The sequence below is a fragment of the Serratia sp. DFXYC6 genome, from assembly GCF_057196085.1.
On sequence record NZ_JBXUNV010000001.1, the window covers coordinates 1,714,326 to 1,738,353 of the forward strand.

Here is a 24,028-nt window from a genome sequence, read left to right on the forward strand (position 1 = left end):
TTTATTTACTGCCAATCCACCAGGCAGTAATGCTTTTTGCCGCGGCGCAGCAGCGTGTAGCGGCCGAACAGACGGTCTGAATCGCTGAAGCGGTATTCGGCATCGGACTGCTTCTCGCCGTTGATGGTTACCGCGTTGGAGCCGATCATGGTGCGTGCCTGGCCGCGTGACGGTACCAGCTCGGCATTCACCAGCGCCTGCTGCAGATCGGCGTCGCGGTCCAGTTTGATGGTCGGCATGCCGTCCTGCGCCAGCTGGGCGAAGTCCGCTTCGGTCATGTCGTGCAGCGCACCGGAGAACAGACTCTGGGTGATGCGCTTGGCGGCCGCCAGGCCTTCCGCACCGTGCACCATGCCGGTCACTTCTTCCGCCAGCACGTATTGGGCGCGCGGCGCCTTACCGCTGTTCTTGTCTTCTTCTTCCAGCGCGTTGATGTCTTCCAGGCTCATGAAGGTGAAGAACTTCAGGAAGCGGTAGACGTCGGCGTCGGCGGTGTTGATCCAGAACTGGTAGAACTTGTACGGGCTGGTTTTTTCCGGCGCCAGCCAGACCGCGCCGCCTTCGGTTTTACCAAACTTGGTGCCGTCGGCTTTGGTGATCAACGGCACGGTCAGGCCGAACACCTGCTTCTGATGCTGACGGCGCGTCAGATCGATACCCGAGGTGATGTTGCCCCACTGATCGGAACCGCCGATCTGCAGCTCCACCTGGTGGCGGTTATACAGCTCGGAGAAATCGTAGCCCTGCAGCAGGTTATAAGAGAACTCGGTGAAGGAGATGCCGGAGTCGTCGCGATTCAGGCGCTGCTTAACCGCTTCCTTGTTAATCATCTGGTTGACGGAGAAGTGCTTGCCGATATCACGCAGGAAGGTCAGCACGTTCATGCCGCCGAACCAGTCGTAGTTGTTGGCCGCGATAGCGCTGTTGCTGCCGCAGTCGAAATCGAGGAACGGGGAAACCTGTTTGCGGATCTTCTCGACCCACTCGTTCACCGTATCGGTGGTGTTCAGCTTGCGCTCCGCCGCTTTGAAGCTCGGATCGCCGATGAGGCCAGTGGCGCCGCCCACCAACGCTACCGGCTTGTGGCCGGCCAGCTGGAAGCGCTTCAGGCACAACAGAGGAACCAGATGGCCCAAATGCAAGCTGTCAGCGGTCGGATCGAAACCGCAATACAGTGCAATTGGCCCTTGCGCCAGTCGCTCCGCTAACGCTTCCTCATCCGTAACCTGGGCAACGAGGCCCCGCTCTTGCAGTTGTTTAATCAAGTTGCTGCTTGCCATCAATGACTCCATGTATAAACGAATGCACCTTTGCCGGTACACGGCCTTTCGCCCAGTGGCGAAATAAAAATTCAGGGTAACGCATAGAATAAAGCGCCGGCGGCATCAGCACCAGCGCTTAGAGAGGATTTTCCGCCTTCAGGGTGCCAGTCGGTCAATTTTCCAGTCATTCCCGTCCCGCTGATACAGGAAACGGTCATGCAGGCGATGGGCGCCCCCCTGCCAGAACTCGACGGAGTCGAATTTCACGCGGAATCCGCCCCAGAAACTCGGCAACGGCACCTCGCCCTGCTGGAACTTCTGCTTCAGCTCGAGGAATTTGCTCTCCAGCACGCCGCGCGCGGAAATGCGCGACGATTGCTGCGAGACCCAGGCGCCGATCTGGCTGTCCTTCGGCCGGCTGTTGAAATACTTCAGCACGTCGAGCGTCGACAGACGCTCCGCCTGGCCGAGGAAAATCACCTGGCGATCGAGCATGTGCCAGGGGAACAGCAGGCTGATATGCGGGTTGTGCGCCAGCTGTTGCGCCTTGCGGCTGCCGAGGTTGGTGTAGAACACCAGCCCCTGCTCATCGAAATGCTTCAGCAGCACGATGCGTTGATAAGGCTGGCCGTGTTCGTCGACGGTCGCGACGCACATGGCGGTGGGATCCGCCAGGCGCGCGTCGCAGGCCTGTTTCAACCAACGTTCGAACAGTTCGAGCGGGCTGGCGGTCAGATCGTTGCGGCGCAGGCCGCCCCGGGTGTATTCACGGCGCAGGTCCGCAACATCAAACTCATTCTTTTCAATCATCTGGGTTATCGACCAACTGAAAAAATCCGTCGTTACATTCTGCGCCTGCGGCGTCAGGAACTCAATCGCTCCGACGCCGCCGTCAACCCTCACTCCGTCAACACGCAGTCGCTCATGACTACCTTGCCGTTGCGCTCAAGATAGGCGTTACGGTCTTTCGACCAAAAAGTGTATTTACCGTCGCTGTATTTGGCGCCGGTCAGCGCCAGCACCTGCTTAAGATGCAGCTGCTCGCCATCCATCAGCAGGCTGACTTCACTCGCCTTGCCGTCGAGCGCCACCGTCAGCGGCGTGGTGCCACACTGATAGTGCATCGTCTGGCTGCTCTGCGGCAGGATGTAACTGCAGCCGGACAGCGCCAGCGCGCCGGCGACGAAAATGACTTTTTTCATGCTGTTGCTCCTTAGAAAAATCCTTCACAGGCTATCCTAACAGAGCTAACGGCCCCCCAATGGCAAAACCGGATAAATCCCACCCAGCACCGTTTCACGGCTGGCGCCGGTTACCGAAGGCAGGTTGCCGGCCTGGCCGGACAGCGTACGGAAGGCCAGCCAGGCAAAGGCCAACGCCTCCATGTCGTCACCGCTGACGCCGAAATCGTCGGTCAGCCCAACTTCCGTGCCCGGCAGCAGCGCCGACAAACGCGCCATCAGCAGCGTGTTGCGCGCCCCGCCGCCGCACACCAACAGACGTTCGCACCCGCCGGCCAGCTGCACCTGTTCGCTGATGCTGACGGCGGTCAGTTCCGTGAGCGTGGCCTGGACGTCGACCGGCACCATCGCCGGCAATCCGGCCAGCTGCCGCTCCAGCCAAGCGATATTGAAATACTCGCGGCCGGTGCTTTTCGGCGCCGGCTGCGCGAAGTACGGATCCGCCAGCATCTGCTGCAACAACGGCAAGCAGACCCGCCCCTGCATCCCCCAGCCGCCGTCCTGATCGTAAGGCTGCGCGCGGTGGCGCCACACCCAGGCGTCCATCAGCATGTTGCCCGGCCCGGTATCGAAACCGCGCACCGCCGTACCGGGCAACAGCAGAGAAAGGTTGGCGATGCCGCCGACGTTTAGCACCATTCGCCGCTCGACGGGATGCCCCAGCAGCGCCTGATGAAACGCCGGCACCAGCGGGGCGCCCTGCCCGCCGTACGCCATGTCGCGCCGGCGGAAATCGCCGACGGTGGTGATATTGGTCAGCGCGGCGATGCGGTTGTTATCGCCGAGCTGCATCGAGAAACGCGCGTCGCCTTCCGGCTCGTGCCACACCGTCTGCCCGTGGCAACCGATGGCGGTGACCTGCTCCGCGTCGATGCCGGTTTGCTTTAGCAGGCCGAGCACCGCCTCGCCGAACAGCGTACCCAACTGCGCGTCCAGCCGGCCGACGGCGGCCAACGTAGTTTGCTGCCCCTGGCACATCCCCAGGATCTCTTTTTTCAACGCCATCGGCATCGGATGGCTATAGCTGGCCTGCTGCGCCACCATGCGATCGTCGATCGCGGCCAATACCACATCGATTCCGTCCAGACTGGTGCCGGACATGACGCCTATATAGCGGCCTGACTTCATAGCAACATCCTCTAACCCGCGCAGTAAGCAAAATTTATCCTGACAAATAAACCAGAATTGCCGGATTAACGCCATGAATTATGATGCTTTTTTTACGTACCGTGAGCCAGATGCCTTCTGGCGCCGCTGTGGCACGGGCTATGTGTTAAACCGTGCCATAACAGGCGACGGAATGTCGGTGAGGCTGTCATAAAGGTAAACCGCGGTTTATTATTGGTTGAACAGAGAAAAGTTAAGCTGCGTGCAGCGATGAGGCATGGCGCTGTATCAACTTTCAGCCATACTTTGTCTATCATTTTCACTGAATCTTGCCTGGTGAGCATTGCCAGGTTATGGACTACTACCATCAGGAGTTTTATATGATCAAGCGTCTTCTCGTCGTTGCCGTCGCCGCCGTTACGTTGGCTGGGTGTGCCAATGAATCCATGTCCGGCGATGTCTACTCGTCCTCGCAGGCCAAGCAGGTGCAGAACGTCACTTACGGGACGCTGGTTTCCGTGCGTCCGGTTAAAATTCAGGGCGGCGAAGGCTCCAACGCCTTGGGGATGATCGGCGGCGCGGTAATTGGTGGGTTGTTGGGCAACACCGTTGGCGGCGGCACCGGCCGTACGTTGGCTACCGCGGCGGGCGCTATCGCCGGCGGCGCGGCGGGCAACAGCATCGGTGAAGTGGCCGGTCGTACCTCAGGCTACGAGCTGGAAATCAAAACCGACCAGAAAGAGAACATCGTGGTGGTGCAGAAAGCAGGCGACACCAAGTTCAGCCCGGGTCAGCGCGTGCGCATGGCGCGCATGGGCGACACCATCACCGTCTCTCCGCTGTAAGTCAGCAGGCGGCACACGGCAAACCGGAGGCAATCGCCTCCGGTTTTATTTCTGATGCTGTGAAACTGTAATCGTAGAAAAATAAGAATATTATTATTTGTTCTGCAGTTCGGTGATATTTTGTTCTAACTTGCCAATCAGCCCTACCAACAGATGCACTTCGTCGGCGGTAATGCCGCTTAAAATCTCACTGCGTGTAGACGTGATCACACTGTCCACTTCCCTGATGATCGGATCGGCCGCTTCGGTCAGCTTGATGCGCTTCGCGCGGCGATCGTTGGCACAGGTGTGACGCGTGATCAGCCCCTTCTCCTCCAATTGGTCCAGCGTGCGAACCAGTGACGGTTGCTCGATACCGATCGCCTTGGCCAACTGGATTTGCGACTGCTCCGGCGGCAAACGATTGATATTGTGCAAAGTGACCCAGTGCGTTTGGGTCAGCTCCAACGGCTTGAGCCGATGATCGATGAGCGCGCGCCAAACACGAACTAATCGTGCTAAATCTGAACCTAATGTTGACTCCACTTCCCCCTCCTTATAATTAGCATGCTAACATTACCTCCCAGAGTTTAGACTATTTTGGGTAACTCACATTAAAAACACAAATGTATATAATGTATATTGTGGAAATAGCCACTATTTTCGGCCGTTATCGTTTAATCGTTATGCAAATATTCAACATATTCACCCTTAGGGATTGTTAATGTGAATACATCATGGTTACACACCTCATCCCCCTTACCCGATTTGGTCCTGGGGGCATCGCTTTATTTTCCACCTATATTTAAAGCTTTTTTACTAGGACTGGTCTTATGGCTGCTGATTCATCAACTGCTGAGAGACTGGATGTATTCCGGTGAAATCTGGCATCCCATGTTGATGGACCTGTCCATTTTCGTTCTGACCGTCAGCGGTTCCTTATGGATTTTAGCGAGTTGGTAACCCATGCAGCATAAAACATTAAAATACTTCTCTACGGTGATCGTCTGCGCCATTGCCGTCTGCGCCGGTTGGTGGCTCTGGAATTATTATATGCAATCCCCATGGACCCGTGATGGAAAAGTGCGCGCCGAACTCGTCAATATCACCCCTGAAGTCTCTGGAAGATTAGAGAAAATAAGCGCGAATGACAATCAGTTCGTACCTGCGGGAAGTCTGATTTTTACCCTCGACCCGGTGCCCTACCAGATCGCGCTGGACAATGCCGAGGCCGCGGTGGCAAAAGCGCAATCGGATCTGGCCAAGGCAGACCACGAAGCCGCCCGACGCCGCGGGTTGCCGCGCAACGTTATTTCCGCTGAAGATTTGGACGAGTCCAATTTAGCCGCTCAGGCAATGAAGGCCGCCTATAAAGCCGCCCTGGCCAACCTGGAACAGGCCAAATGGAATTTGAGCAAAACTAAAATTTACGCGCCGACCGACGGTTATATCACCAATCTGCAGGCGCGGGTCGGGAACTACGCCAACGCCGGCACGCCTTTGGTCGCGTTGGTGGATGTCCATTCGTTTTATGTACTCGGTTATTTCGAAGAAACCAAGCTGAAACATATAAAAGAAGGCAATAAAGCCGATATTGTCTTATATAACGGCAACACCCCGCTGCAGGGAGAAGTAGAGAGTATCGGCCGCGCCATTTACGATCAGAGCGTTGACAGCAACAACGATCTATTAATGGATGTTAAGCCCAATGTTCCCTGGGTGCGTTTGGCTCAGCGCGTGCCGGTGCGGATAAAATTGCTCAACGTGCCCGCCGATTTGACGCTGGTTGCCGGCACCACCTGCACCATTTCGATTCATCAGCGGAACTAAAGTGTGAACCTGCCCTTTCTGGAGTGGAGCCGTACCCCCTGGGGTAAGGCGACCGGCGGCCAATGGCGCTATGCGCTGCGCAACTCGCTGGCGATGTGTCTGGCGCTGTGGGTCGCGTTCGTGCTCGAACTCGACGAACCCTATTGGGCGCTTACCTCCGCCGCGGTGGTGAGCTTCCCCACCATCGGCGGCGTGATCAGCAAAAGCATCGGCCGCATCTTCGGCAGCCTGGTGGGCGCCGCCGCCTCGGTGGCGATCGCCGGCCACTGCCTGAACGATCCCTGGCTGTTTACGCTGTTCATCGCCGCCTGGATCGGGTTGTGCACCTACGTCTCCAACCATTACCAAAACAACGTCTCTTATGCCTTCGCGCTGGCGGGCTATACCGCCGCCATCATCGCCTTCGGCACGGTCAACGTCACCGATACCCAGCAGATCTTCGACATCGCCCAGGCGCGAGTTTGCGAAGTGATCACCGGCATTCTGTGCGGCGGGTTGATGATGATGATCCTGCCCAGCACCTCCGACGGCGAAGCCCTGATGACCTCGCTGCGGCGCATGCAACTGCGCCTGCTGGAGCACGCCGCCATGCTGTGGCAGCCGGAGGTCACCGCGCAGATGCGCACCTCGCACGAAGGGGTCATCGGCCAGATCCTGACCATGAACCTGCTGCGCATTCAGGCATTCTGGAGCCACTACCGGCTGCGGCGGCAAAATAACCTGCTCAACTATCTGCTGCACCAGCAGCTGCGCATTACCAGCGTCATCTCCAGCCTGCGCCGCATGCTGCTGAACTGGCCGGATCGCCCCGTCAATCTGATGCCGGTGCTGACGCAACTGCTGGACGAGCTGCGCGATCCCGCCACCGATAAATATCGCTTGGCGCGCCTGCTCCAGCAGATCGCGCCGCACGATCCCGCGGACTATCGCCATCGCGCCTTCTGGCTGCGGTTGCGCGATTTCTGTTGGCTTTACCTGCGCTGCAGCCGCTGGCTGCGGCGGTTGGAAAGCGCCACGGCGGTCAGCGATCTCCAACCGCCGCGCGCCACTTCGCTGGCGCGCCATACCGACAGCTATGAAGCCGCCTACAATGGCCTGCGCACCTTTTTGTGCATCGTGATCGGCTGCGCCTACTGGATCAACACGCAATGGGACGCCGGCAGCGCGGCGCTGACGCTCACCGCCATCAGCTGCGTGCTCTACTCCTCCACGCCTTCGCCGATCAACAGCGTCAGCACCTTGCTCAAGGCGGTGCTGCTGCTCTCGGTCGCCTGCTTCGTGGTGAAATTCGGTTTGATGATCCAGATTGACGATTTCTGGGTGTTCTGCGCCTTCCTGTTCCCGATCCTGGTGACCATGCAGATGCTCAAGCTGCAGAACCCGCCTTATGCCGCGCTTTGGGGGCAGCTGATCGTCTTTATGGGCTCGTTTCTGACCGTCAGCAATCCGCCGAGCTATGACTACCAGTCCTTTATCAATGACAACATCGCTAAAGTCGTCGGCGTGCTGCTGGCCGGGCTGGCGTTTCAGATCCTGCGCCCCAGCTCGGACAAACGCAAAAGCCGCCGCATTATCCGCGCGCTGCGGCGCGACTTTATCGATCAGTTGAGCAAACGGCCGCAGCAGAGCGAAAGCCAGTTTGAATCGCTGATCTACCATCGCATCAGCCAGCTCAATCAAAGTCAGGATCAGGAGGCGCGCACCTGGTTACTGCGCTGGGGCGTGGTGCTGCTCAACTGCAGCCATATCGTCTGGCAACTGCGCGACTGGCAAACCCGATCAGATCCGCTGTCGGCGGTGCGCAACGTCTGTATCCACTGCCTGCGCGGCATCATGACGGAGAAAGGCGTGCAGCACAGTTCGCTGGACGCCACGCTGCAGGAATTGCTGCGCATGAGCAACGCGCTGGCGCACCACCCGGAACAGGCGGCGCGCGATCTGGCTGGCCTGATTTGGCGGCTCTACTGCTCGCTGCAGCAGTTGCAACAGGCGATGGGCCAGCCCGCCGCCACACCGGCCGTTAGCGGCGGGTGATCACTTGATCACGCCGCAGGCGAAGCGCGCACCGCCGCCGCCGAGCGGCTGTGGATGATCCGAGTGGTTATCGCCGCCGGCGTGCACCATCAGCGCCTTGCCCTCAATTTCGCTGATTTTTTTCAGCCGCGGCGCCAACACCGGATCGTTCGCCATGCCGTCGGCGGTCACATAGATGGCCGGCAAATCGCCCAGATGCCCGTCGGCATAGGGTCCGAGGTGTTTCCCGGTTTTTTGCGGATCAAAATGCCCGCCAGCCGCCAGCGCCGCCACCGCCTTGCCGTCCTTCATGCCCGGCTCGCAGCTGCCTTTCTCATGCACATGGAAACCGTGCACCCCGGCCGGCAAGGCTTTCAGGCTCGGCGTGAACAGTAAGCCGTAAGGCGTTTCGCTGATGGCCACTTTGCCGATATCCTGACCGATACCCTGCCCGGTCACCAAATTCATCTCAACGTCGACCGTCGCCGCCTGAGCGGCCCCGCAGGCCATCAGGCCAAGCGCCGCATACCAATAACGTTTCATCAATCAGTCTCCTTAATGACTATATCGAGTTATCAGTATAGGAGAGCCAACGCCAGCACTGTTAACCAACGCACAATCTCGCCAATTTGATTCGCGGGCCTAATATTTAGCACCAATAATAATTCTACCGATGTTGGTCCTCTGACCAGCTGTCGTTCGGCTAACGTTGTTTCCCTGTTTCCACCGCCGACGCGCGAGAGTTCACTTCCCGGCCAGGCGGCATACTTCATAAGGAACTGATATGGGCATCTTTAGCTATAAGGATCTGGACGAAAACGCGTCAAAGGCGCTGTTTTCCGACGCCTTGGCCATCTCTACCTACGCTTACCACAATATCGATAACGGCTTCGATGAAGGCTATCACCAGACCGGTTTCGGGCTCGGTCTGCCGCTGACGCTGATCACGGCGCTCATCGGCAGCACCCAGTCGCAGGGCGGCCTGCCCGGCCTGCCCTGGAACCCCGACTCCGAACAGGCCGCGCAGGAAGCGGTAAATAATGCCGGCTGGTCGGTGATCGATGCCACGCAGTTGGGTTACGCCGGCAAAACCGATGCGCGCGGCACCTACTACGGCGAGACCGCCGGTTACACCACCGCGCAGGCCGAGGTGCTGGGCAAATATGACAGCGAAGGCAATCTCACCGCCATTGGCATCTCATTTCGCGGCACCAGCGGCCCGCGCGAGTCGTTGATCGGCGATACCATCGGCGATGTGATTAACGATCTGCTGGCCGGGTTCGGGCCGAAAGGTTACGCCGACGGCTATACGCTGAAGGCGTTCGGCAACTTGCTGGGCGACGTGGCGAAATTCGCGCAGGCCCACGGGCTGAGCGGCGAGGACGTGGTGGTCAGCGGCCACAGCCTCGGCGGGCTGGCGGTCAACAGCATGGCGGCGCAGAGCGACGCCAACTGGGGCGGCTTCTACGCGCAGTCCAACTATGTCGCCTTCGCCTCGCCGACCCAGTACGAAGCCGGCGGCAAGGTGATCAACATCGGTTATGAGAACGATCCGGTGTTTCGCGCGCTCGACGGCACCTCGCTGACCCTGCCGTCATTGGGCGTTCACGATGCGCCGCATACCTCCGCCACCAACAATATCGTCAACTTCAACGACCACTACGCGTCGGACGCCTGGAATCTGTTGCCGTTCTCCATTCTCAACATTCCGACCTGGCTATCCCACCTGCCGTTCTTCTATCAGGATGGCCTGATGCGGGTGCTGAACTCCGAGTTTTATTCGCTGACCGACAAAGACTCGACCATCATCGTCTCCAACCTGTCGAACGTGACGCGCGGCAGTACCTGGGTGGAAGACCTGAACCGCAACGCGGAAACGCACAGCGGGCCGACGTTTATCATCGGCAGCGACGGCAATGATTTGATCAAGGGCGGCAAAGGCAACGATTATCTCGAGGGCCGCGACGGCGACGATATCTTCCGCGACGCCGGCGGCTATAACCTGATCGCCGGCGGCAAAGGCCACAATATCTTCGATACCCAGCAGGCGTTGAAGAATACCGAGGTCGCCTACGACGGCAACACGCTTTACCTGCGCGACGCCAAGGGCGGCATTACGCTGGCGGACGACATCAGCACCCTGCGCAGCAAAGAAACCTCCTGGCTTATCTTCAACAAAGAAGTGGATCATCAGGTAACCGCCGCCGGATTGAAATCGGACTCAGGCCTCAAAGCCTATGCCGCCGCCGCCACCGGCGGCGACGGCGATGACGTGCTGCAGGCTCGCAGCCACGACGCCTGGCTGTTCGGCAACGCCGGCAACGACACGCTGATCGGCCACGCCGGCGGCAACCTGACCTTCGTCGGCGGCAGCGGCGATGACATCCTGAAGGGCGTCGGCAACGGCAACACCTTCCTGTTCAGCGGCGATTTCGGCCGCGACCAGCTGTATGGCTTCAACGCCAGCGATAAACTGGTATTTATCGGCACCGAAGGCGCCAGCGGCAATATCCGCGACTACGCCACGCAGCAAAACGACGATCTGGTGCTGGCCTTCGGCCACAGCCAGGTCACGCTGATCGGCGTCTCGCTCGATCACATCAGCACCGATCAGGTGGTGTTGGCCTAAAGATCGGCATAAAAAAAGCCGGGCGCTTTCGCCGCCCGGCTTTCCTCTTTCTGCCCGCCTTAAGGCACGTCATACCCCAGCGCCGCCTTGCGAATGCGGAACCACTGCTGGCGGCTCAGCACCAGTTTCTGCGCCTTCAGCGCCGAACGCACCCGCTCAATCTTGCCGGAGCCGATGATTGGCAACGGCGACGACGGCAGGCGCATCACCCAGGCGTACACCACCTGCTCGATGGTCTCCGCGCCGATCTCTTGCGCCACCCGCTGCAACTCGTCGCGCAGCGGCTGAAACTCGGCGTCGTTGAACAGGCGCCCGCCGCCCAGGCAGGACCAGGCCATCGGCTTGATGCGCAGTTGCTGGCACTGGTCGAGCGTGCCGTCGAGAATGGCCGGTTGGTGAATCGGCGAGATCTCCACCTGGTTGGTCGCCAGCGTGAACGGCAGACGCGACTGCAACAGTTGGAACTGCGCGGGCGTAAAGTTGGATACGCCGAAATGGCGCACCTTGCCGCTTTTGTGCAACGCAACGAAGGCTTCGGCTACGTCGTCAGCGTCCATCAACGGATCCGGGCGGTGGATCAGCAGCAGATCGAGGTAATCGGTATGCAGATGGCGCAGTGACTGTTCCGCACTCTGCACGATATGATCGCGGTCGGTGATGTAATGCCCAATCGGGTTACCGGGCTTGGCGGTGGTGGCGATACCGCACTTGGTCACCAATTCCAGCGACTGGCGTAGCGCCGGCTTCAGACGCAGCGCGTCGCCGAACGCCTGTTCGCAGGCATAGCCACCGTAGATATCGGCGTGATCGGCGGTGGTGACGCCCAGTTCGACATGCTGTTCGATGAACGTCAGCAGCTGCTGCGGTGACATGCCCCACTCCATCAACCGCCAGTAACCGCAAATCATGCGGGAAAATTCAGGCCCCTGCGGCGCGAGACGAATACGTTCTACCATTGCGAAAACCTCATGACATTAGTTGTCAGCCAGCATACACAAGCCGGTGAGGCACAGGGAAGCGGTAAGCCACACGAACGTGCGGCAGATCAGGAAAGGTTAAAACAACGACGGCTGCTCCGGCAGCGGCTCGTCAGGCGCTTTATTGGCGCGCTGCAGCCGCAGGAAGCGTTGACGGCACAGGCGCAACACCTCGCGCTTTTGCGCATCACTCATGTTCATCCAGCCGAAACGCTCCTCGCGGCTGCGCAGGCAGCCACGGCAGAATCCACGATCGTCGGCCTGACAAATGCCGCGACACGGGCTGGGGATGTCGAAAAACTCAAGCTGCTGCGCCACGGGGCTCCTCCTGCGTTCTCTTGCTAATTGAAGACGCCATCGCCGCCGCTGGCAAGTCCCTTTTCTCCATTGCGGCGAAAATAGTCACGCAAATAGCGCAGCGCCTGGCGGCTTTTCTCCGGCATAGTGCGTTCCAGCGTCAGCGCGTGCAGCCGCAGCGGCGCCGGCCGCCACTCCGGCAACAGCAGCAACAGCTCGCCGCGCTGCAGTTCGTCGCCAATTTCATACAGCGGCTGAACGGAAATGCCCAGACCGGCGCGGGTAAAGGCGCGCATCACGTTCATGCTCTCGCTGACGATCTGTCCTTCCGCCAGCCGCAGCTTGACCTGCTGGCCGGACTGGTGCTGCAAATCCAGATGCGCCCCGCTGTAGCCGCTGGAGATCCAGCGGTGCTGTACCAAATCCTGCGGTTTTTCCGGCACCCCATGCTGGCTGAGGTAACGCGGTGCGGCGCACAGCACCATCGGCCACGCCGTCAACGGATGCGCAATCATATTGGCGTCCGCCAGCTGCCGGTTGGCCCGCAGCGCAATGTCGACCCGCTGTTCTATCATATCGACGATGCGATCGTCCGCCAGCACTCGCAGCGTCAGCTTAGGATGCGCCTGCAACAGCGGCGACAACGCCTCCGCAAGCGATCGGCCGCCGATGCCGACCGGGGTGGCGATGCGCAGCTCCCCCACCAGCGTATCCCGCAGCTCCGCCAACCGCTGCTCCGCCTGCAGCGCCTGTTGCAGCATCGCCTCGCAGCCGGGATAGAACGCCGCTCCTGCCTCGGTCAGCGCCAGACGGCGGGTGGAACGATGCAGCAACGGCACCCCAAGCGCCTTCTCCAGCGAGCGCATGTGCTGGCTGACCGCCGACGGCGTCATGCCCAGCCGCCGTGCCGCACCGGCCAGCGAGCCCTCCGCCACCACGGTGGCGAATACCGCCATTCGATTGAGTTTATCCACGATTATGAAGTTTTACTTAATCAAGAAAGCATGAATATGGCACTAATCACGGCTATTGTTAAGGACTAGAGTAGAAACCACGCGGCAGGCACCTCGGCCTGCCTCACAATACTGAACCTATCCCCGAAGGAGCATACAGATGAAAGTAGCCATTATTGGAGCAACCGGTTTTGTTGGCCGCCGCGTGGTGGATGAAGCGCTGGCTCGCGGTATTCAGGTGACGGCAATCGCGCGCCAGAAAAAAGAGTTGCCGGAGCACGCCAATCTGACCGTCGCACTGGGCGACGTCGCCGATACGGCTTGGCTGGCGGGACAATTGCGCGGCCAGGACGCGGTGATCAGCGCCTACAACCCCGGCTGGGGCGAAGACAACCTGTATGAGAAAACCACCCGCGGCGCCCAGCAGATCCTCACCGCGGTCGAGCAGGCCGGCGTCAAACGCCTGTTGGTGGTCGGCGGAGCCGGCAGCCTGGAAGTGGCGCCGGGCGTTGAACTGGTGGATACGCCGCAGTTCCCGGAAAATATCCGCCCCGGCGCGCAGGCGGTGCGCGATCTGCGCAACAAACTGCGTAACGAGTCGGCACTCGACTGGACCTATCTTTCGCCGGCCGCCCTGCTGGAGCCGGGCAAACGCACCGGCCAGTTCCGCCTCGGCACCACGCAACTGCTGATGAACGGCGAAGCGCCGGCCAGCATTTCGGTGGAAGACCTGGCGGTCGCTATCGTTGATGAGATTGAAAAGCCTCAGTTTATTCGCGCGCAATTCACCGCCGCCTACTAAACCGCCCCGCCGCCAGGCCGCTCGGCCTGGCGTTTTCCGCGTATTCTCCGCCGCCAGTAATCTGAGTTTCTAAGGTTTTCTTAAGTTTCATCCGGTAGATTTCAAGGCATTATCTACTTTCAGGATCCCGATTTGGCAATGTGGTTACGTCAACGCTTACGGTGCAACAGCCTCGGTTTTACCCTCGCCGCCGCCCTGTTCTTCACTTTATTTCAGAACGCCTTATTCCTGCAGCGCGCCTGGTCGTATATCACCTTCGATAGCGCCCACAGCGTGATTTTCGCCGCCAGCATGCCGGTGGTGATCTTCTGTGCGTTGAATATCATCTTCAGCGTGTTGACCGTGCCCTACCTGCGCAAGCCGCTGATCATCTTTTTCTTGCTCGGCAGCGCCGCAGCCAACTATTTCATGTTCAGCTATGGTGTGGTGATCGACGGCAACATGATGCAGAACGCCTTCGAAACCAACCCTCAGGAGGCGACCGCGCTGCTGACGCCGCGCATGGGATTGTGGCTGACGCTGCTCGGCATTCTGCCGGCGGTGGCGGTCTGCTTCACTCAAATTCGCCAAACTCGCCCCTGGTGGTACATGGTCGGACTGCGCGCCGCCAACGTCATGCTGTCGTTGGTGGTGATCCTGATCGTCGCCGCGCTGTTCTACAAAGACTACGCTTCGCTGATCCGCAACAATAAGAGCGTGGTGAAGATGTTGACGCCTTCCAACTTCGTGGCCGGCACCATCAAGTTTACCGAACAGCGTTACTTCACCCGCAATCTGCCGCTGGTCAAGATCGGCGAAGATGCGCGTAAAGGGCCGCTGATCGCCAGGCAGGCCAAGAAAACGTTGGTGATCCTGGTCGTGGGCGAAACCGCCCGCGCCGAAAACTTCTCCCTAGGCGGCTATGAACGCGAAACCAATCCGCGCCTGAAGCAGGACAACGTGGTCTACTTCAAAAACGCCAGCTCCTGCGGCACCGAAACGGCGATCTCCGTGCCCTGCATGTTCTCCAACATGCCACGCAAGGAGTACGACGCGACCCAGGCGACGCACCAGGAAGGCATGCTCGACGTGCTGGCGCATGCCGGCGTCAATGTGCTGTGGCGCGATAACGACGGTGGCTGCAAAGGCGCCTGCGACCGGGTGCCGCACATCGACATGACCAAGCTGAAACCGCCGCAGGACTGCGACGGCGAGGTTTGCATGGACAACGTGCTGTTGTACAAGCTGAACGACTACATCAATAGCCTGAAAGACGACGGCGTGATCGTGCTGCACCAGATGGGCAGCCACGGCCCGGCTTACTACCGCCGCAGCACGCCAGAATTCCAGGCGTTTTCGCCGACCTGCAACAGTAATCAGATCCAGGATTGCAGCCATGAACAATTGATGAACACCTACGACAACTCAATCCTGTATACCGACGCGATGCTCGATGCCACCATCAAGCTGCTGCGGCAGTATGACGACCGTTTCAATACCGCGCTGGTCTATTTGTCCGATCATGGCGAATCGCTGGGGGAAAACGGCATGTATCTGCACGGTACGCCTTATGTCTTCGCGCCGAGCCAGCAAACGCACGTGCCTTTCCTGATGTGGATGTCGGCCGACTATCAGCGCAATTTCGGCATCGATCGCCAGTGTCTGAATACGCTGGCGGAAAAGGACGAGGTTTCGCAGGACAACCTGTTCCACACCCTGTTGGGCATGCTGAACGTACAAACCCGCGAATATCAATCCCAGTTGGATATCCTGCAACGCTGCCGCAACGCGGCGTAGCGCTTAACTTCCGCGTGCCGCTGGGGCACAATAGTTTGCAGACAACCGGCGTTTTGTGCGCCGGTTTTTTTATTCCCATTGACCTAGACCAATCGGTCTATTATGCTCGGCACCATGATGACCAAATCAACGCATTGCAACGTGGATACACGTGAACATCTGCTCGCCACCGGCGAAACCCTCAGCCTGCGCCTGGGCTTTACCGGCATGGGGCTGAGCGAACTGCTGGCCACCGCGGGCGTGCCGAAAGGCTCGTTCTACCACTATTTTCGCTCGAAGGAAGCCTTCGGCGAAGCGATGCTGCAGCGCTATTTCGCGCATTATGATGCAGAAATGCAGGCGCTGTTTGCCGACAGACGCGGTGATGCCCGCCACCAGCTGCTCGGCTATTACGCCCAGGCTATCAGCTACCACTGCCGCAGCGAATGCCACAACGCCTGCCTGGCGGTGAAGCTTTCCGCCGAGGTGAGCGATCTGTCGGAACCGATGCGCCATGCGCTGGAAACGGGCACCGCTCGCGTGATCGGCCACCTTCAGGAGGCCATCGAGCGCGGTATCGCCGAGGGCTCGCTGTCGGTAGCCATGAGCCCGGCGGCAACCGCAGAAACGCTGTATTCACTGTGGCTCGGCGCCACGCTGCGCGCCAAGATCCGTCACTCGCTGGCGCCGTTGACCAGCGCGCTGGAAAGCATCGAGTTGCTGCTGCGCCCGCCGCAACCGTAACGGTAACAACTTATTTTTATTGAAAAAATGCAGTTCATGGTTTTTTATCGCCCATTACTAGACGACCGGTCTATTAAATACAGGATGCACTATGAAGACTGAAAAATTGCTCTCTCCGCTGAAGGTTGGCGCCATCACCCTGCCCAACCGCGTGTTTATGGCTCCGCTGACGCGTTTGCGCAGCATCGAGCCGGGCGATATTCCTACGCCGCTGATGGCGGAATATTACGCACAGCGCGCCAGCGCCGGCCTGATCGTGACCGAAGCGACCCAGGTTTCCTTCCAGGCGAAAGGCTACGCCGGCGCGCCCGGTTTGCATACGCCGGAGCAGATCGCCGCATGGAAAAACATCACGCAGGCAGTGCATGACAACAACGGCCACATCGCCGTGCAGCTGTGGCACGTAGGCCGCATTTCCCACGCCAGCCTGCAGCCAGGCGGGCAAGCGCCGGTCGCACCTTCGGCCATCAACGCCGAAACCCGCACCACCGTGCGTGATGAAACCGGCGCCTGGGTGCGCGTGCCGACCTCCACGCCGCGCGCGCTGGAAACCAGCGAGATCCCGGGCATCATCAACGATTTCCGCCAGGCAACCGCCAACGCGCGCGAAGCCGGTTTCGACTTCATCGAACTGCATGCTGCCCACGGCTATCTGCTGCACCAGTTCATGTCACCGGCTTCCAACCAACGTACCGATCAATACGGTGGCAGCATTGAGAATCGCACCCGCCTGACGCTGGAAGTGGTCGACGCCACCATCGCCGAATGGGGTGCCGAACACATCGGTATCCGTATCTCGCCGCTGGGGCCGTTCAACGGGCTGGACAACGGCGAAGATCAGGAAGAAGCAGCGCTGTATCTGGTGGAAGAGCTGAATAAGCGCAATATCGCTTACCTGCACATCTCCGAACCTGACTGGGCCGGCGGCAAACCGTATTCCGACGCCTTCCGCGACTCGGTGCGCGCCCACTTTAAAGGGGTGATCGTCGGTGCCGGCGCCTACACCGCCGAAAAAGCCGAAGCTTTGATCGAAAAAGGTTTCATCGACGCGGTGGCCTTCGGCCGCAGCTACATCGCCAACCCGGATCTGGTAGAGCGTTTCCGCCAGCACGCCCCGCTGAACGAACCTAAGCCGGAAACCTTCTACGGCGGCGGCGCCGAAGGCTATACCGACTATCCGTTTCTGGCGAAGTAATCTGTCCTGACCCCAACGGCCACGCAATCGCATGGCCGTTTTTTATGCGTCGCGCGCAAAGCAAAAAGGCCCGCACGAGGCGGGCCGCTGTTCCCTGGTGTTGATCTTTATTGCCGTTCGATTTTTACACGATCGCCGCTGGAATAGATAATTGATTGTGCAGATCAATTACTCTGTATCGATCGGTACACTCGATCAATATTTAGACACCCTCGACGCGAGACCACAAAGTGACATTGTCACTAATTCGTCACGTTGAATTCCCTTGCGGGACAAGGCTATACTCGCTTGTGCTTCAATCCACCCGCCGTCTGCCACGGCACAGTCAATTCAGAGGAATTATGCGCTTACTCCATACCATGATCCGCGTCGGTGACCTGCAACGCGCCATCGACTTCTACACCAAGGTATTAGGCATGCGCCTGCTGCGCACCAGCGAAAACCCGGAGTACAAATACTCCCTGGCTTTCGTCGGCTATACGGAAGAGAGCGAAGGCGCAGTTATCGAACTGACCTATAACTGGGGCACCGACAGCTACGATATGGGCACCGCCTTCGGCCACCTGGCGCTGGGCGTGGATGACGTTGCCGCCACCTGCGACAGCATCCGTCGCGCCGGCGGCAAAGTCACCCGCGAAGCCGGCCCGGTGAAAGGCGGTACCACGGTTATCGCCTTCGTCGAAGATCCGGACGGCTACAAAATCGAGCTGATCGAAAACAAACACGCCGGTCAGGGCCTCGGCCACTAAGCCTCCCCTTCAGGGCGCGTTGGCGCCCTGCTGATTCTCCGCGCGATAGCGCCTGCAACCGGGCGCAAAATTTGCCATAATGCGCGCTGCATTCGATGAAGATAAGAAACTGATGGCCGAGAAAAGTGATCTTAACGCCCTGAGTGGTCGTTTTCGTGGGTTTTATCCCGTAGTAATAGATGTTGAAACCGCCGGCTTCAACGCCAATACCGATGCGTTGCTGGAGATCGCCGCCGTCACGCTGAAAATGGATGAGGACGGCTGGCTGCAGCGGGACGAAACCCTGCACTTCCACGTGGAGCCTTTCGAGGGCGCCAACCTGCAGCCGGAAGCGCTGGCGTTTAACGGCATCGATCCGCACAATCCGCTGCGCGGCGCGGTCAGCGAATATGACGCGCTGCACGCCATTTTCAAAGCGGTGCGCAAAGGGCTCAAGGATCGCGGTTGCAATCGCGCCATTATCGTGGCGCACAACGCCAACTTCGATCACAGCTTTTTGATGGCCGCGGCCGAACGCGCCGGCCTGAAGCGCAACCCGTTCCATCCGTTCGCCACCTTCGACACCGCCGCGCTGAGCGGCCTGGTGCTGGGGCAAACGGTGCTGGCCAAAGCCTGCATCGCCGCCGGCATGCCGTTCGACAGCAGCCAGGCGCACTCCGCGCTGTACGACACCGAGCAAACCGCCCTGCTGTTTTGCGAGCTGGTTAACCGCTGGAAACGTCTCGGCGGCTGGCCGCTGCCCGACGGCGATCTCGCCGAATAAAACCAACAAAAAAGGCGGCCCAGTTACACTGGCGCCGCCCGTTACGCGATAATCGCAAGCCCGTCGATTAAGACTGCTGGTCTTCCTGCGCTTTATACTTTTCTGCCGTTTCTTTGATCAGTTGCTGCAGTTCGCCGCGCTGATACATCTCGATGATGATATCGCAACCGCCGACCAGCTCACCATCTACCCACAGCTGCGGGAACGTCGGCCAGTTGGCGTATTTTGGCAGCTCGGCGCGGATGTCCGGGTTCTGCAAAATGTCCACATAGGCGAAACGCTCGCCGCAGGCGGACAGCGCTTGCACAGCCTGCGCGGAAAAGCCGCAGCTCGGCAGCTTTGGCGAACCTTTCATGTAGAGCAGAATCGGGTTTTCAGCGATCTGGTGCTGAATTTTTTCAAGTGTCGTCGTCATTTATTGCTTCCTCAAGCCACATTTCATGGCTACAACATGCATCACGCGGGCTATTGTAGCGGCTGGAACAGTCGCAAGAAAACGCCATCTTTTGCAAGGATATTCGCCCGCCGCCGATCGCGTTTCACCGGCCACGTCATTCCGGTCAAAACATACGTTGAGAATAACATTTTTAATCCGACCATTTCACTAATATATTGCGCCGCGATGCCGGCGCGGCTTAATTATATCCGCCACCGTCGCCTGGCGCTTTTTTATACATCAACAGGCTGATTTTAAACCAAAAAAAATGTCATTAACGTTTTCTCACAATATGGATTATTATTTATGAGTTCTTCGCTGTTTTATATGGTGAAGTTCGGGAATACTGTAACTCTTTCGATATCCGTTTCGGGGCCAAGGTTGGTGACGTCGACATGCGTTTAATTCTTACGCTCTTTGCGCTGCTGTTTACGCAGCTCTTCTTCAATTTGGCGCACGCTGCGCCACAGGCGCGCGTTGCCGCCGAGCAGCGTAAAAGCCATGCTAATGAAGCGCGGCCCGATGACCGCAGAAAAAAGAAAGCGGATAAAGCCGCCAAAAAAGCCAAAGTGACGGCCCCCGAGAAAAAAACCAAGACCGCCAAGGCCAAAAGCGAGAAAAGCGCGAAAAAGATCGTCAGCGCCAAACCCAAGGCCAAAGCGCAGAAAACCGCCAAGATTAAAGTCACCCCGCCGAAAAAGGGCTATAAAAAAGGCTATGGCCGCCACCGCGACGCCGGTATGGCCACCGCCAAACTGGCGCGTGAAGAAAAGCCGTTAAAACTCAGCCCGGCGCACAAAAAACGTTACCAGCATGCCAAACAGACCGCGATGGCCAAGCTGATGGATCAGATGGGCAAGCCTTACCGCTGGGGCGGCAGCTCGCCGCGCACCGGCTTCGACTGCAGCGGCCTTATCTATTACGCCTATAAGGACGTGGTGAAAATCAAGATGCCGCGCACCGCCAACGAAATGTATCACCTTCGCGACGCGGCGCCGATCAAGAAAAGCGAACTGGAAAGCGGCGATTTGGTGTTCTTCCGCATCAACAACCGCGGCGTGGCGGACCATGTCGGCGTCTATCTCGGCAACGGCAAATTCATCCAGTCGCCGCGCACCGGCGAAGAGATCCGCATCAGCCAGCTCGACAACGATTATTGGCAAAACCATTACATCGGCGCACGCCGCGTAGTGACGCCGAAAACCATCCGTTAATTCCCTGTTCTGCGCGGTTGCGGCCCCGGTCGCAACCGCCTGCTCAAGCTATCGCCCATCGCACTCCCCCACGCGCATTTCTCGCTTTTCCTCCTGTTTTTTATGATGAAAATTGTTAAGATTGAATGACCACAATAAAAAACGGCCCATCTGGCTCCCGCCTGGGCGGGAAGAAAGTGGCGCTGTAAAGGAGGAAGCAATGTCGTTTGAATTACCTGCATTACCGTATGAGAAAAACGCGCTCGAGCCGCACATCTCCGCCGAGACCCTGGAATACCACTACGGCAAACACCACAATACCTACGTGGTTAACCTGAACAACCTGGTGAAAGGCAGCGAGTTCGAGGGCAAATCGCTCGAAGAGATCATCAAGACCTCCAACGGCGGCGTGTTCAACAACGCCGCGCAGGTGTGGAACCACACCTTCTACTGGCACTGCCTGTCGCCACAGGGCGGCGGTGAACCGCAGGGCGAACTGGCGGCGGCGATCGTCAAATCCTTCGGCTCTTTCGCTGCGTTCAAAGAGCAGTTCACCGATGCCGCCGTGAAAAACTTCGGCGCCGGCTGGACCTGGCTGGTGAAAAAACCAGACGGTGCGCTGGCGATCGTCAACACCTCCAACGCGGCAACTCCGCTGACCGGTGAAGATAAACCGCTGCTGACCGTTGACGTGTGGGAACACGCGTATTACATCGATTACCGCAATGCGCGTCCAAAATACCTGGAAAACTTCTGGGCGTTGGTCAACTGGAAATTTGCGGCGGAAAACCTGGCGTAAACGCAGGCCTTGCCGAAGTGACGAGGCGCAGCCAGGCTGCGCCTTTTTTAAAACCGGCGGGAGATCAGTTCAACGCGGCGACAAAGCTGAAAGCGATGATCATCGCCAACGCGCCGACGGTAGTGAACAGAGACATCTTCAGATCGGTATCCATGACAACTCCTTTAAAATGGGCTTTCCTAAGGATAAAAGGCGCACAATTAGTACGTCAAATCATTTTCCCACAGTTCGCCGATAAAATCTTGTTATCATTTCCCGGTTTATAATCTCGATTACCTCTTCCACTTTTGTTCAATATGCGACAAAATTCGCAGTTCACAACTGCGTACCGGCATCCATGCCCCTCCTGATTAAGCGCTGAAGACTTCAACACACTAAAAACTCAGTTTTCGCTTCTCTGGAGAAGGATCTACGTAGGCAAACGATTAACATCACACTTACATGCTGTAAACATGTGAGTTCAGGAGTCATTCCTTACATGGCAACGATTAAAGATGTGGCCAAACGCGCGGGCGTTTCCACCACCACCGTTTCGCACGTCATCAATAAGACTCGTTTCGTCGCCGAAGAGACCAAAGCGGCCGTGTGGGCCGCGATCAAAGAGCTGCACTACTCGCCGAGCGCCGTGGCGCGCAGCCTGAAAGTCAATCACACCAAGTCTATCGGTCTGCTGGCCACCTCGAGCGAAGCGCCCTATTTTGCCGAAGTGATCGAGGCGGTGGAAAACAGCTGCTACAGCAAAGGTTACACCCTGATCCTGTGCAACTCGCACAACAATCTGGACAAGCAGCGCGCCTACCTGGCGATGCTGGCGCAAAAGCGCGTCGACGGCCTGCTGGTCATGTGTTCCGAATACCCGGATCAACTGCTGGGCATGCTGGAGGACTACCGTAATATCCCGATGGTGGTGATGGACTGGGGCGCTGCGCGCGGCGACTTCACCGACACCATCATCGATAACGCGTTCGAAGGCGGCTATCTGGCCGGCCGTTACCTGATCGAGCGCGGTCACCGCGATATCGGCGCCATCCCGGGCCAGCTGTCGCGCAACACCGGCGGCGGCCGTCATCAGGGCTTTATGAAGGCGCTGCAGGAAGCGCATATCGACATTCGCGAAGAGTGGATCGTCCAGGGTGACTTCGAGCCGGAGTCCGGCTACAAGGCGATGCACCAAATCCTGTCGCAAAAACAGCGGCCGACCGCGGTATTTTGCGGCGGCGACATCATGGCGATGGGCGCCATCTGCGCCGCTGATGAGCTGGGGCTGCGAGTGCCGCAGGATATTTCCGTGATCGGCTATGACAACGTGCGCAACGCCCGCTACTTCACTCCAGCGCTGACCACCATTCACCAGCCTAAAGAGCGCCTGGGAGAAATGGCCTTCACCATGCTGCTGGATCGCATCATCAGCAAGCGCGAAGAATCGCAGGTGATCGAAGTGCATCCGAAGCTGGTGGAACGCCGTTCGGTCGCCGACGGTCCGTTCATCGACTACCGCCGCTAATCCCCTGAGCCGGAAGCCTGCACGGCTTCCGGCGCCGCCTCGCTCAGCCACTCCTGATTCAGCGTCTCGCCATCGCCCAGATACGCCAGCAGCCAACTCATCGCCGGCGACGGTTTATCCTGCTGCCAGGTCAGGCAGCAAGGGCTGGCGGGAAACGGCTGCTGCAGCTGCAACGCCTTCAGCTCACCGCGCTGCACCAGCGGCAGCGCCCGATGCGCCGGCATCATGCCGACGCACAGCCCGGCGCACAGACAGTCGAGCGCCGATGTCCAGTCCGGCACCACCAGCCGCCGCTGGTTATCCAGCGTCCAGGTGACGCGCTTGGGCAGATTGCGCGAGGTGTCTTCCAGACAAAGCGCAGGGTACGGCCTCAACCGATCGTCATTTAACGGCCCTGCCAGCTGCGCCAGCGGATGCTGTGGGCTGACTACGCACAGCCAGTTCATGTAGCCCATATCGCGGAAGGCAAAGCCGCCGCCGACCGGCACCGCGCGCGTGGCGCCGATCGCCATGTCCACCCTGCCGTCCACCAACGCATCCCAAACGCCGTTGAACACTTCGGGTTGCAGCATCAGTTCAACATCGGGGAAATGGCGGTAGAAATCCAGCACCAGCTGGCGGCTGCGCTGGGGTTTGACGATGATGTCGACTGCGATATTCAGCTGGCCGCGCCACCCGTTGGCCACCTGCTGACAGTGGCGACGGGTGTCGAGCATTTTTTTGATAACAACTCTCGCATCCTTGATAAACAGCGCGCCGGCCGGCGTCAACTCCACATCACGGTGACGCCGCTCAAACAGCGGCACCGCAAGCCATTGTTCCAGTTGCCGCACGGTATAGCTCACCGCCGACGGCACCCGGTGCAGCTCCTGCGCCGCCGCGCTGAAACTGCCGGTGCGCGCGACCGCGTCAACAACTTCAAGAGAATATTCAGACCACATCGCTTTGCCTTCAA

The 24,028-nt window shown here is 58.8% G+C and carries 26 protein-coding genes; 14 read left to right on the forward strand and 12 right to left on the reverse strand.

The annotated features are described in order from the left end of the window. Positions 1-5 precede the first annotated feature (5 nt). From tyrS to anmK, 4 genes are all read right to left on the reverse strand, one after another. Positions 6-1,280, reverse strand: coding sequence for a tyrosine--tRNA ligase (gene tyrS / locus AC2CGQ_RS08275; protein ID WP_048323245.1), 1,275 nt, complete (start codon positions 1,278-1,280; stop codon positions 6-8). Between the two features lie 138 nt (positions 1,281-1,418). Further along, positions 1,419-2,072: a pyridoxamine 5'-phosphate oxidase gene (gene pdxH / locus AC2CGQ_RS08280; protein WP_004931292.1), complete on the reverse strand. Its 654-nt coding sequence runs from the start codon at positions 2,070-2,072 to the stop codon at positions 1,419-1,421. Between the two features lie 89 nt (positions 2,073-2,161). Beyond that, positions 2,162-2,464: an MliC family protein gene (locus tag AC2CGQ_RS08285; RefSeq protein ID WP_004931294.1), complete on the reverse strand. Its 303-nt coding sequence runs from the start codon at positions 2,462-2,464 to the stop codon at positions 2,162-2,164. A gap of 45 nt (positions 2,465-2,509) precedes the next feature. Next, a complete protein-coding gene (gene anmK, locus AC2CGQ_RS08290) occupies positions 2,510-3,631 on the reverse strand; it encodes an anhydro-N-acetylmuramic acid kinase (RefSeq protein ID WP_484593568.1) in 1,122 nt (373 codons plus the stop codon). A 359-nt stretch (positions 3,632-3,990) separates the two neighbouring features. Between anmK and AC2CGQ_RS08295 the strand changes: the two genes are divergently transcribed. Next, a complete protein-coding gene (locus tag AC2CGQ_RS08295) occupies positions 3,991-4,455 on the forward strand; it encodes an outer membrane lipoprotein (RefSeq protein WP_025159710.1) in 465 nt (154 codons plus the stop codon). A gap of 93 nt (positions 4,456-4,548) precedes the next feature. Here AC2CGQ_RS08295 and slyA read toward each other — a convergent pair whose 3' ends face one another. Next, positions 4,549-4,980 carry a transcriptional regulator SlyA gene (slyA, locus tag AC2CGQ_RS08300; RefSeq protein ID WP_004931301.1) on the reverse strand — a complete coding sequence of 144 codons (432 nt, stop codon included), beginning with the start codon at positions 4,978-4,980 and terminating at the stop codon, positions 4,549-4,551. Between the two features lie 180 nt (positions 4,981-5,160). Between slyA and AC2CGQ_RS08305 the strand changes: the two genes are divergently transcribed. The 3 genes from AC2CGQ_RS08305 to AC2CGQ_RS08315 are packed head-to-tail and all read left to right on the forward strand — an operon-like array spanning position 5,161 to position 8,298. Beyond that, positions 5,161-5,397, forward strand: a complete 237-nt coding sequence (locus AC2CGQ_RS08305) for a DUF1656 domain-containing protein (protein ID WP_004931303.1) — start codon at positions 5,161-5,163, stop codon at positions 5,395-5,397. A 3-nt stretch (positions 5,398-5,400) separates the two neighbouring features. Next, on the forward strand, positions 5,401-6,264 hold the full coding sequence (locus AC2CGQ_RS08310; RefSeq protein ID WP_015377735.1) for an efflux RND transporter periplasmic adaptor subunit: 864 nt from the start codon (positions 5,401-5,403) through the stop codon (positions 6,262-6,264). 3 nt (positions 6,265-6,267) lie between these two features. Then, the gene (locus AC2CGQ_RS08315) at positions 6,268-8,298 is read left to right on the forward strand and encodes an FUSC family protein (protein WP_160125428.1); all 2,031 of its coding nucleotides are present in this window, start codon (positions 6,268-6,270) and stop codon (positions 8,296-8,298) included. On the opposite strand, the gene sodC is transcribed toward AC2CGQ_RS08315, so the two are convergent. Then, positions 8,299-8,820, reverse strand: coding sequence for a superoxide dismutase family protein (gene sodC / locus AC2CGQ_RS08320; protein ID WP_015377733.1), 522 nt, complete (start codon positions 8,818-8,820; stop codon positions 8,299-8,301). A 241-nt stretch (positions 8,821-9,061) separates the two neighbouring features. Between sodC and AC2CGQ_RS08325 the strand changes: the two genes are divergently transcribed. Next, positions 9,062-10,906 carry a polyurethane esterase gene (locus tag AC2CGQ_RS08325; protein WP_044031338.1) on the forward strand — a complete coding sequence of 615 codons (1,845 nt, stop codon included), beginning with the start codon at positions 9,062-9,064 and terminating at the stop codon, positions 10,904-10,906. Between the two features lie 59 nt (positions 10,907-10,965). Here AC2CGQ_RS08325 and AC2CGQ_RS08330 read toward each other — a convergent pair whose 3' ends face one another. From AC2CGQ_RS08330 to AC2CGQ_RS08340, 3 genes are all read right to left on the reverse strand, one after another. Continuing rightward, positions 10,966-11,862, reverse strand: coding sequence for an aldo/keto reductase (locus tag AC2CGQ_RS08330; RefSeq protein ID WP_004931312.1), 897 nt, complete (start codon positions 11,860-11,862; stop codon positions 10,966-10,968). 99 nt (positions 11,863-11,961) lie between these two features. After that, positions 11,962-12,201 carry a DUF1289 domain-containing protein gene (locus tag AC2CGQ_RS08335; RefSeq protein WP_015377731.1) on the reverse strand — a complete coding sequence of 80 codons (240 nt, stop codon included), beginning with the start codon at positions 12,199-12,201 and terminating at the stop codon, positions 11,962-11,964. 23 nt (positions 12,202-12,224) lie between these two features. Next, on the reverse strand, positions 12,225-13,154 hold the full coding sequence (locus AC2CGQ_RS08340) for a LysR substrate-binding domain-containing protein (RefSeq protein WP_193152098.1): 930 nt from the start codon (positions 13,152-13,154) through the stop codon (positions 12,225-12,227). Between the two features lie 139 nt (positions 13,155-13,293). Here AC2CGQ_RS08340 and AC2CGQ_RS08345 point away from each other — a divergent pair, with 139 nt between their 5' ends. The 6 genes from AC2CGQ_RS08345 to rnt all read left to right on the forward strand — a co-directional run bounded on the left by AC2CGQ_RS08345 (position 13,294) and on the right by rnt (position 19,141). Further along, on the forward strand, positions 13,294-13,935 hold the full coding sequence (locus tag AC2CGQ_RS08345; RefSeq protein ID WP_004931317.1) for an NAD(P)-dependent oxidoreductase: 642 nt from the start codon (positions 13,294-13,296) through the stop codon (positions 13,933-13,935). 138 nt (positions 13,936-14,073) lie between these two features. Further along, positions 14,074-15,711: a phosphoethanolamine transferase EptA gene (eptA, locus tag AC2CGQ_RS08350; RefSeq protein WP_484593569.1), complete on the forward strand. Its 1,638-nt coding sequence runs from the start codon at positions 14,074-14,076 to the stop codon at positions 15,709-15,711. Positions 15,712-15,813: 102 nt separating this feature from the next. Next, positions 15,814-16,434 carry a TetR/AcrR family transcriptional regulator gene (locus tag AC2CGQ_RS08355; protein WP_021505463.1) on the forward strand — a complete coding sequence of 207 codons (621 nt, stop codon included), beginning with the start codon at positions 15,814-15,816 and terminating at the stop codon, positions 16,432-16,434. 91 nt (positions 16,435-16,525) lie between these two features. Then, entirely contained in the window at positions 16,526-17,629 is a 1,104-nt protein-coding gene (gene nemA, locus AC2CGQ_RS08360) for an alkene reductase (RefSeq protein WP_004931322.1), read from the forward strand. A 341-nt stretch (positions 17,630-17,970) separates the two neighbouring features. Continuing rightward, complete coding sequence (gene gloA / locus AC2CGQ_RS08365; RefSeq protein WP_004931325.1) at positions 17,971-18,378, forward strand: lactoylglutathione lyase; 408 nt, start codon at positions 17,971-17,973, stop codon at positions 18,376-18,378. A gap of 79 nt (positions 18,379-18,457) precedes the next feature. After that, a complete protein-coding gene (gene rnt, locus AC2CGQ_RS08370) occupies positions 18,458-19,141 on the forward strand; it encodes a ribonuclease T (RefSeq protein WP_484593570.1) in 684 nt (227 codons plus the stop codon). A gap of 67 nt (positions 19,142-19,208) precedes the next feature. Here rnt and AC2CGQ_RS08375 read toward each other — a convergent pair whose 3' ends face one another. After that, on the reverse strand, positions 19,209-19,556 hold the full coding sequence (locus AC2CGQ_RS08375) for a Grx4 family monothiol glutaredoxin (RefSeq protein WP_004931329.1): 348 nt from the start codon (positions 19,554-19,556) through the stop codon (positions 19,209-19,211). 416 nt (positions 19,557-19,972) lie between these two features. Between AC2CGQ_RS08375 and AC2CGQ_RS08380 the strand changes: the two genes are divergently transcribed. Then, a complete protein-coding gene (locus AC2CGQ_RS08380) occupies positions 19,973-20,791 on the forward strand; it encodes a C40 family peptidase (RefSeq protein WP_004931330.1) in 819 nt (272 codons plus the stop codon). A gap of 199 nt (positions 20,792-20,990) precedes the next feature. Continuing rightward, positions 20,991-21,569 carry a superoxide dismutase [Fe] gene (gene sodB / locus AC2CGQ_RS08385; protein ID WP_021505464.1) on the forward strand — a complete coding sequence of 193 codons (579 nt, stop codon included), beginning with the start codon at positions 20,991-20,993 and terminating at the stop codon, positions 21,567-21,569. Positions 21,570-21,633: 64 nt separating this feature from the next. Here sodB and cydH read toward each other — a convergent pair whose 3' ends face one another. Next, positions 21,634-21,723, reverse strand: a complete 90-nt coding sequence (gene cydH / locus AC2CGQ_RS08390; RefSeq protein ID WP_004931335.1) for a cytochrome bd-I oxidase subunit CydH — start codon at positions 21,721-21,723, stop codon at positions 21,634-21,636. Positions 21,724-22,047: 324 nt separating this feature from the next. On the opposite strand from cydH, the gene purR reads away from it, so the two are divergent. Beyond that, complete coding sequence (gene purR, locus AC2CGQ_RS08395) at positions 22,048-23,073, forward strand: HTH-type transcriptional repressor PurR (protein ID WP_004931336.1); 1,026 nt, start codon at positions 22,048-22,050, stop codon at positions 23,071-23,073. Here purR and punR read toward each other — a convergent pair. Beyond that, complete coding sequence (gene punR / locus AC2CGQ_RS08400; RefSeq protein ID WP_004931338.1) at positions 23,070-24,014, reverse strand: DNA-binding transcriptional activator PunR; 945 nt, start codon at positions 24,012-24,014, stop codon at positions 23,070-23,072. The two genes, purR and punR, sit on opposite strands and share 4 nt — an antisense overlap. Positions 24,015-24,028 lie beyond the last annotated feature (14 nt).

Coding starts and splice junctions, on each gene's coding strand:
- AC2CGQ_RS08325 (WP_044031338.1), top strand. CDS start 9,062: ATGGGCATCTTTAGCTATAAGGATCTGGACGAAAACGCGTCAAAGGCG.
- purR (WP_004931336.1), top strand. CDS start 22,048: ATGGCAACGATTAAAGATGTGGCCAAACGCGCGGGCGTTTCCACCACC.
- nemA (WP_004931322.1), top strand. CDS start 16,526: ATGAAGACTGAAAAATTGCTCTCTCCGCTGAAGGTTGGCGCCATCACC.
- AC2CGQ_RS08345 (WP_004931317.1), top strand. CDS start 13,294: ATGAAAGTAGCCATTATTGGAGCAACCGGTTTTGTTGGCCGCCGCGTG.
- tyrS (WP_048323245.1), bottom strand. CDS start 1,280: ATGGCAAGCAGCAACTTGATTAAACAACTGCAAGAGCGGGGCCTCGTT.
- AC2CGQ_RS08285 (WP_004931294.1), bottom strand. CDS start 2,464: ATGAAAAAAGTCATTTTCGTCGCCGGCGCGCTGGCGCTGTCCGGCTGC.
- pdxH (WP_004931292.1), bottom strand. CDS start 2,072: ATGATTGAAAAGAATGAGTTTGATGTTGCGGACCTGCGCCGTGAATAC.
- sodB (WP_021505464.1), top strand. CDS start 20,991: ATGTCGTTTGAATTACCTGCATTACCGTATGAGAAAAACGCGCTCGAG.
- AC2CGQ_RS08295 (WP_025159710.1), top strand. CDS start 3,991: ATGATCAAGCGTCTTCTCGTCGTTGCCGTCGCCGCCGTTACGTTGGCT.
- AC2CGQ_RS08330 (WP_004931312.1), bottom strand. CDS start 11,862: ATGGTAGAACGTATTCGTCTCGCGCCGCAGGGGCCTGAATTTTCCCGC.
- rnt (WP_484593570.1), top strand. CDS start 18,458: ATGCGCGCTGCATTCGATGAAGATAAGAAACTGATGGCCGAGAAAAGT.
- AC2CGQ_RS08310 (WP_015377735.1), top strand. CDS start 5,401: ATGCAGCATAAAACATTAAAATACTTCTCTACGGTGATCGTCTGCGCC.
- anmK (WP_484593568.1), bottom strand. CDS start 3,631: ATGAAGTCAGGCCGCTATATAGGCGTCATGTCCGGCACCAGTCTGGAC.
- sodC (WP_015377733.1), bottom strand. CDS start 8,820: ATGAAACGTTATTGGTATGCGGCGCTTGGCCTGATGGCCTGCGGGGCC.
- cydH (WP_004931335.1), bottom strand. CDS start 21,723: ATGGATACCGATCTGAAGATGTCTCTGTTCACTACCGTCGGCGCGTTG.
- punR (WP_004931338.1), bottom strand. CDS start 24,014: ATGTGGTCTGAATATTCTCTTGAAGTTGTTGACGCGGTCGCGCGCACC.
- eptA (WP_484593569.1), top strand. CDS start 14,074: ATGTGGTTACGTCAACGCTTACGGTGCAACAGCCTCGGTTTTACCCTC.
- gloA (WP_004931325.1), top strand. CDS start 17,971: ATGCGCTTACTCCATACCATGATCCGCGTCGGTGACCTGCAACGCGCC.
- AC2CGQ_RS08355 (WP_021505463.1), top strand. CDS start 15,814: ATGCTCGGCACCATGATGACCAAATCAACGCATTGCAACGTGGATACA.
- AC2CGQ_RS08375 (WP_004931329.1), bottom strand. CDS start 19,556: ATGACGACGACACTTGAAAAAATTCAGCACCAGATCGCTGAAAACCCG.
- AC2CGQ_RS08380 (WP_004931330.1), top strand. CDS start 19,973: ATGCGTTTAATTCTTACGCTCTTTGCGCTGCTGTTTACGCAGCTCTTC.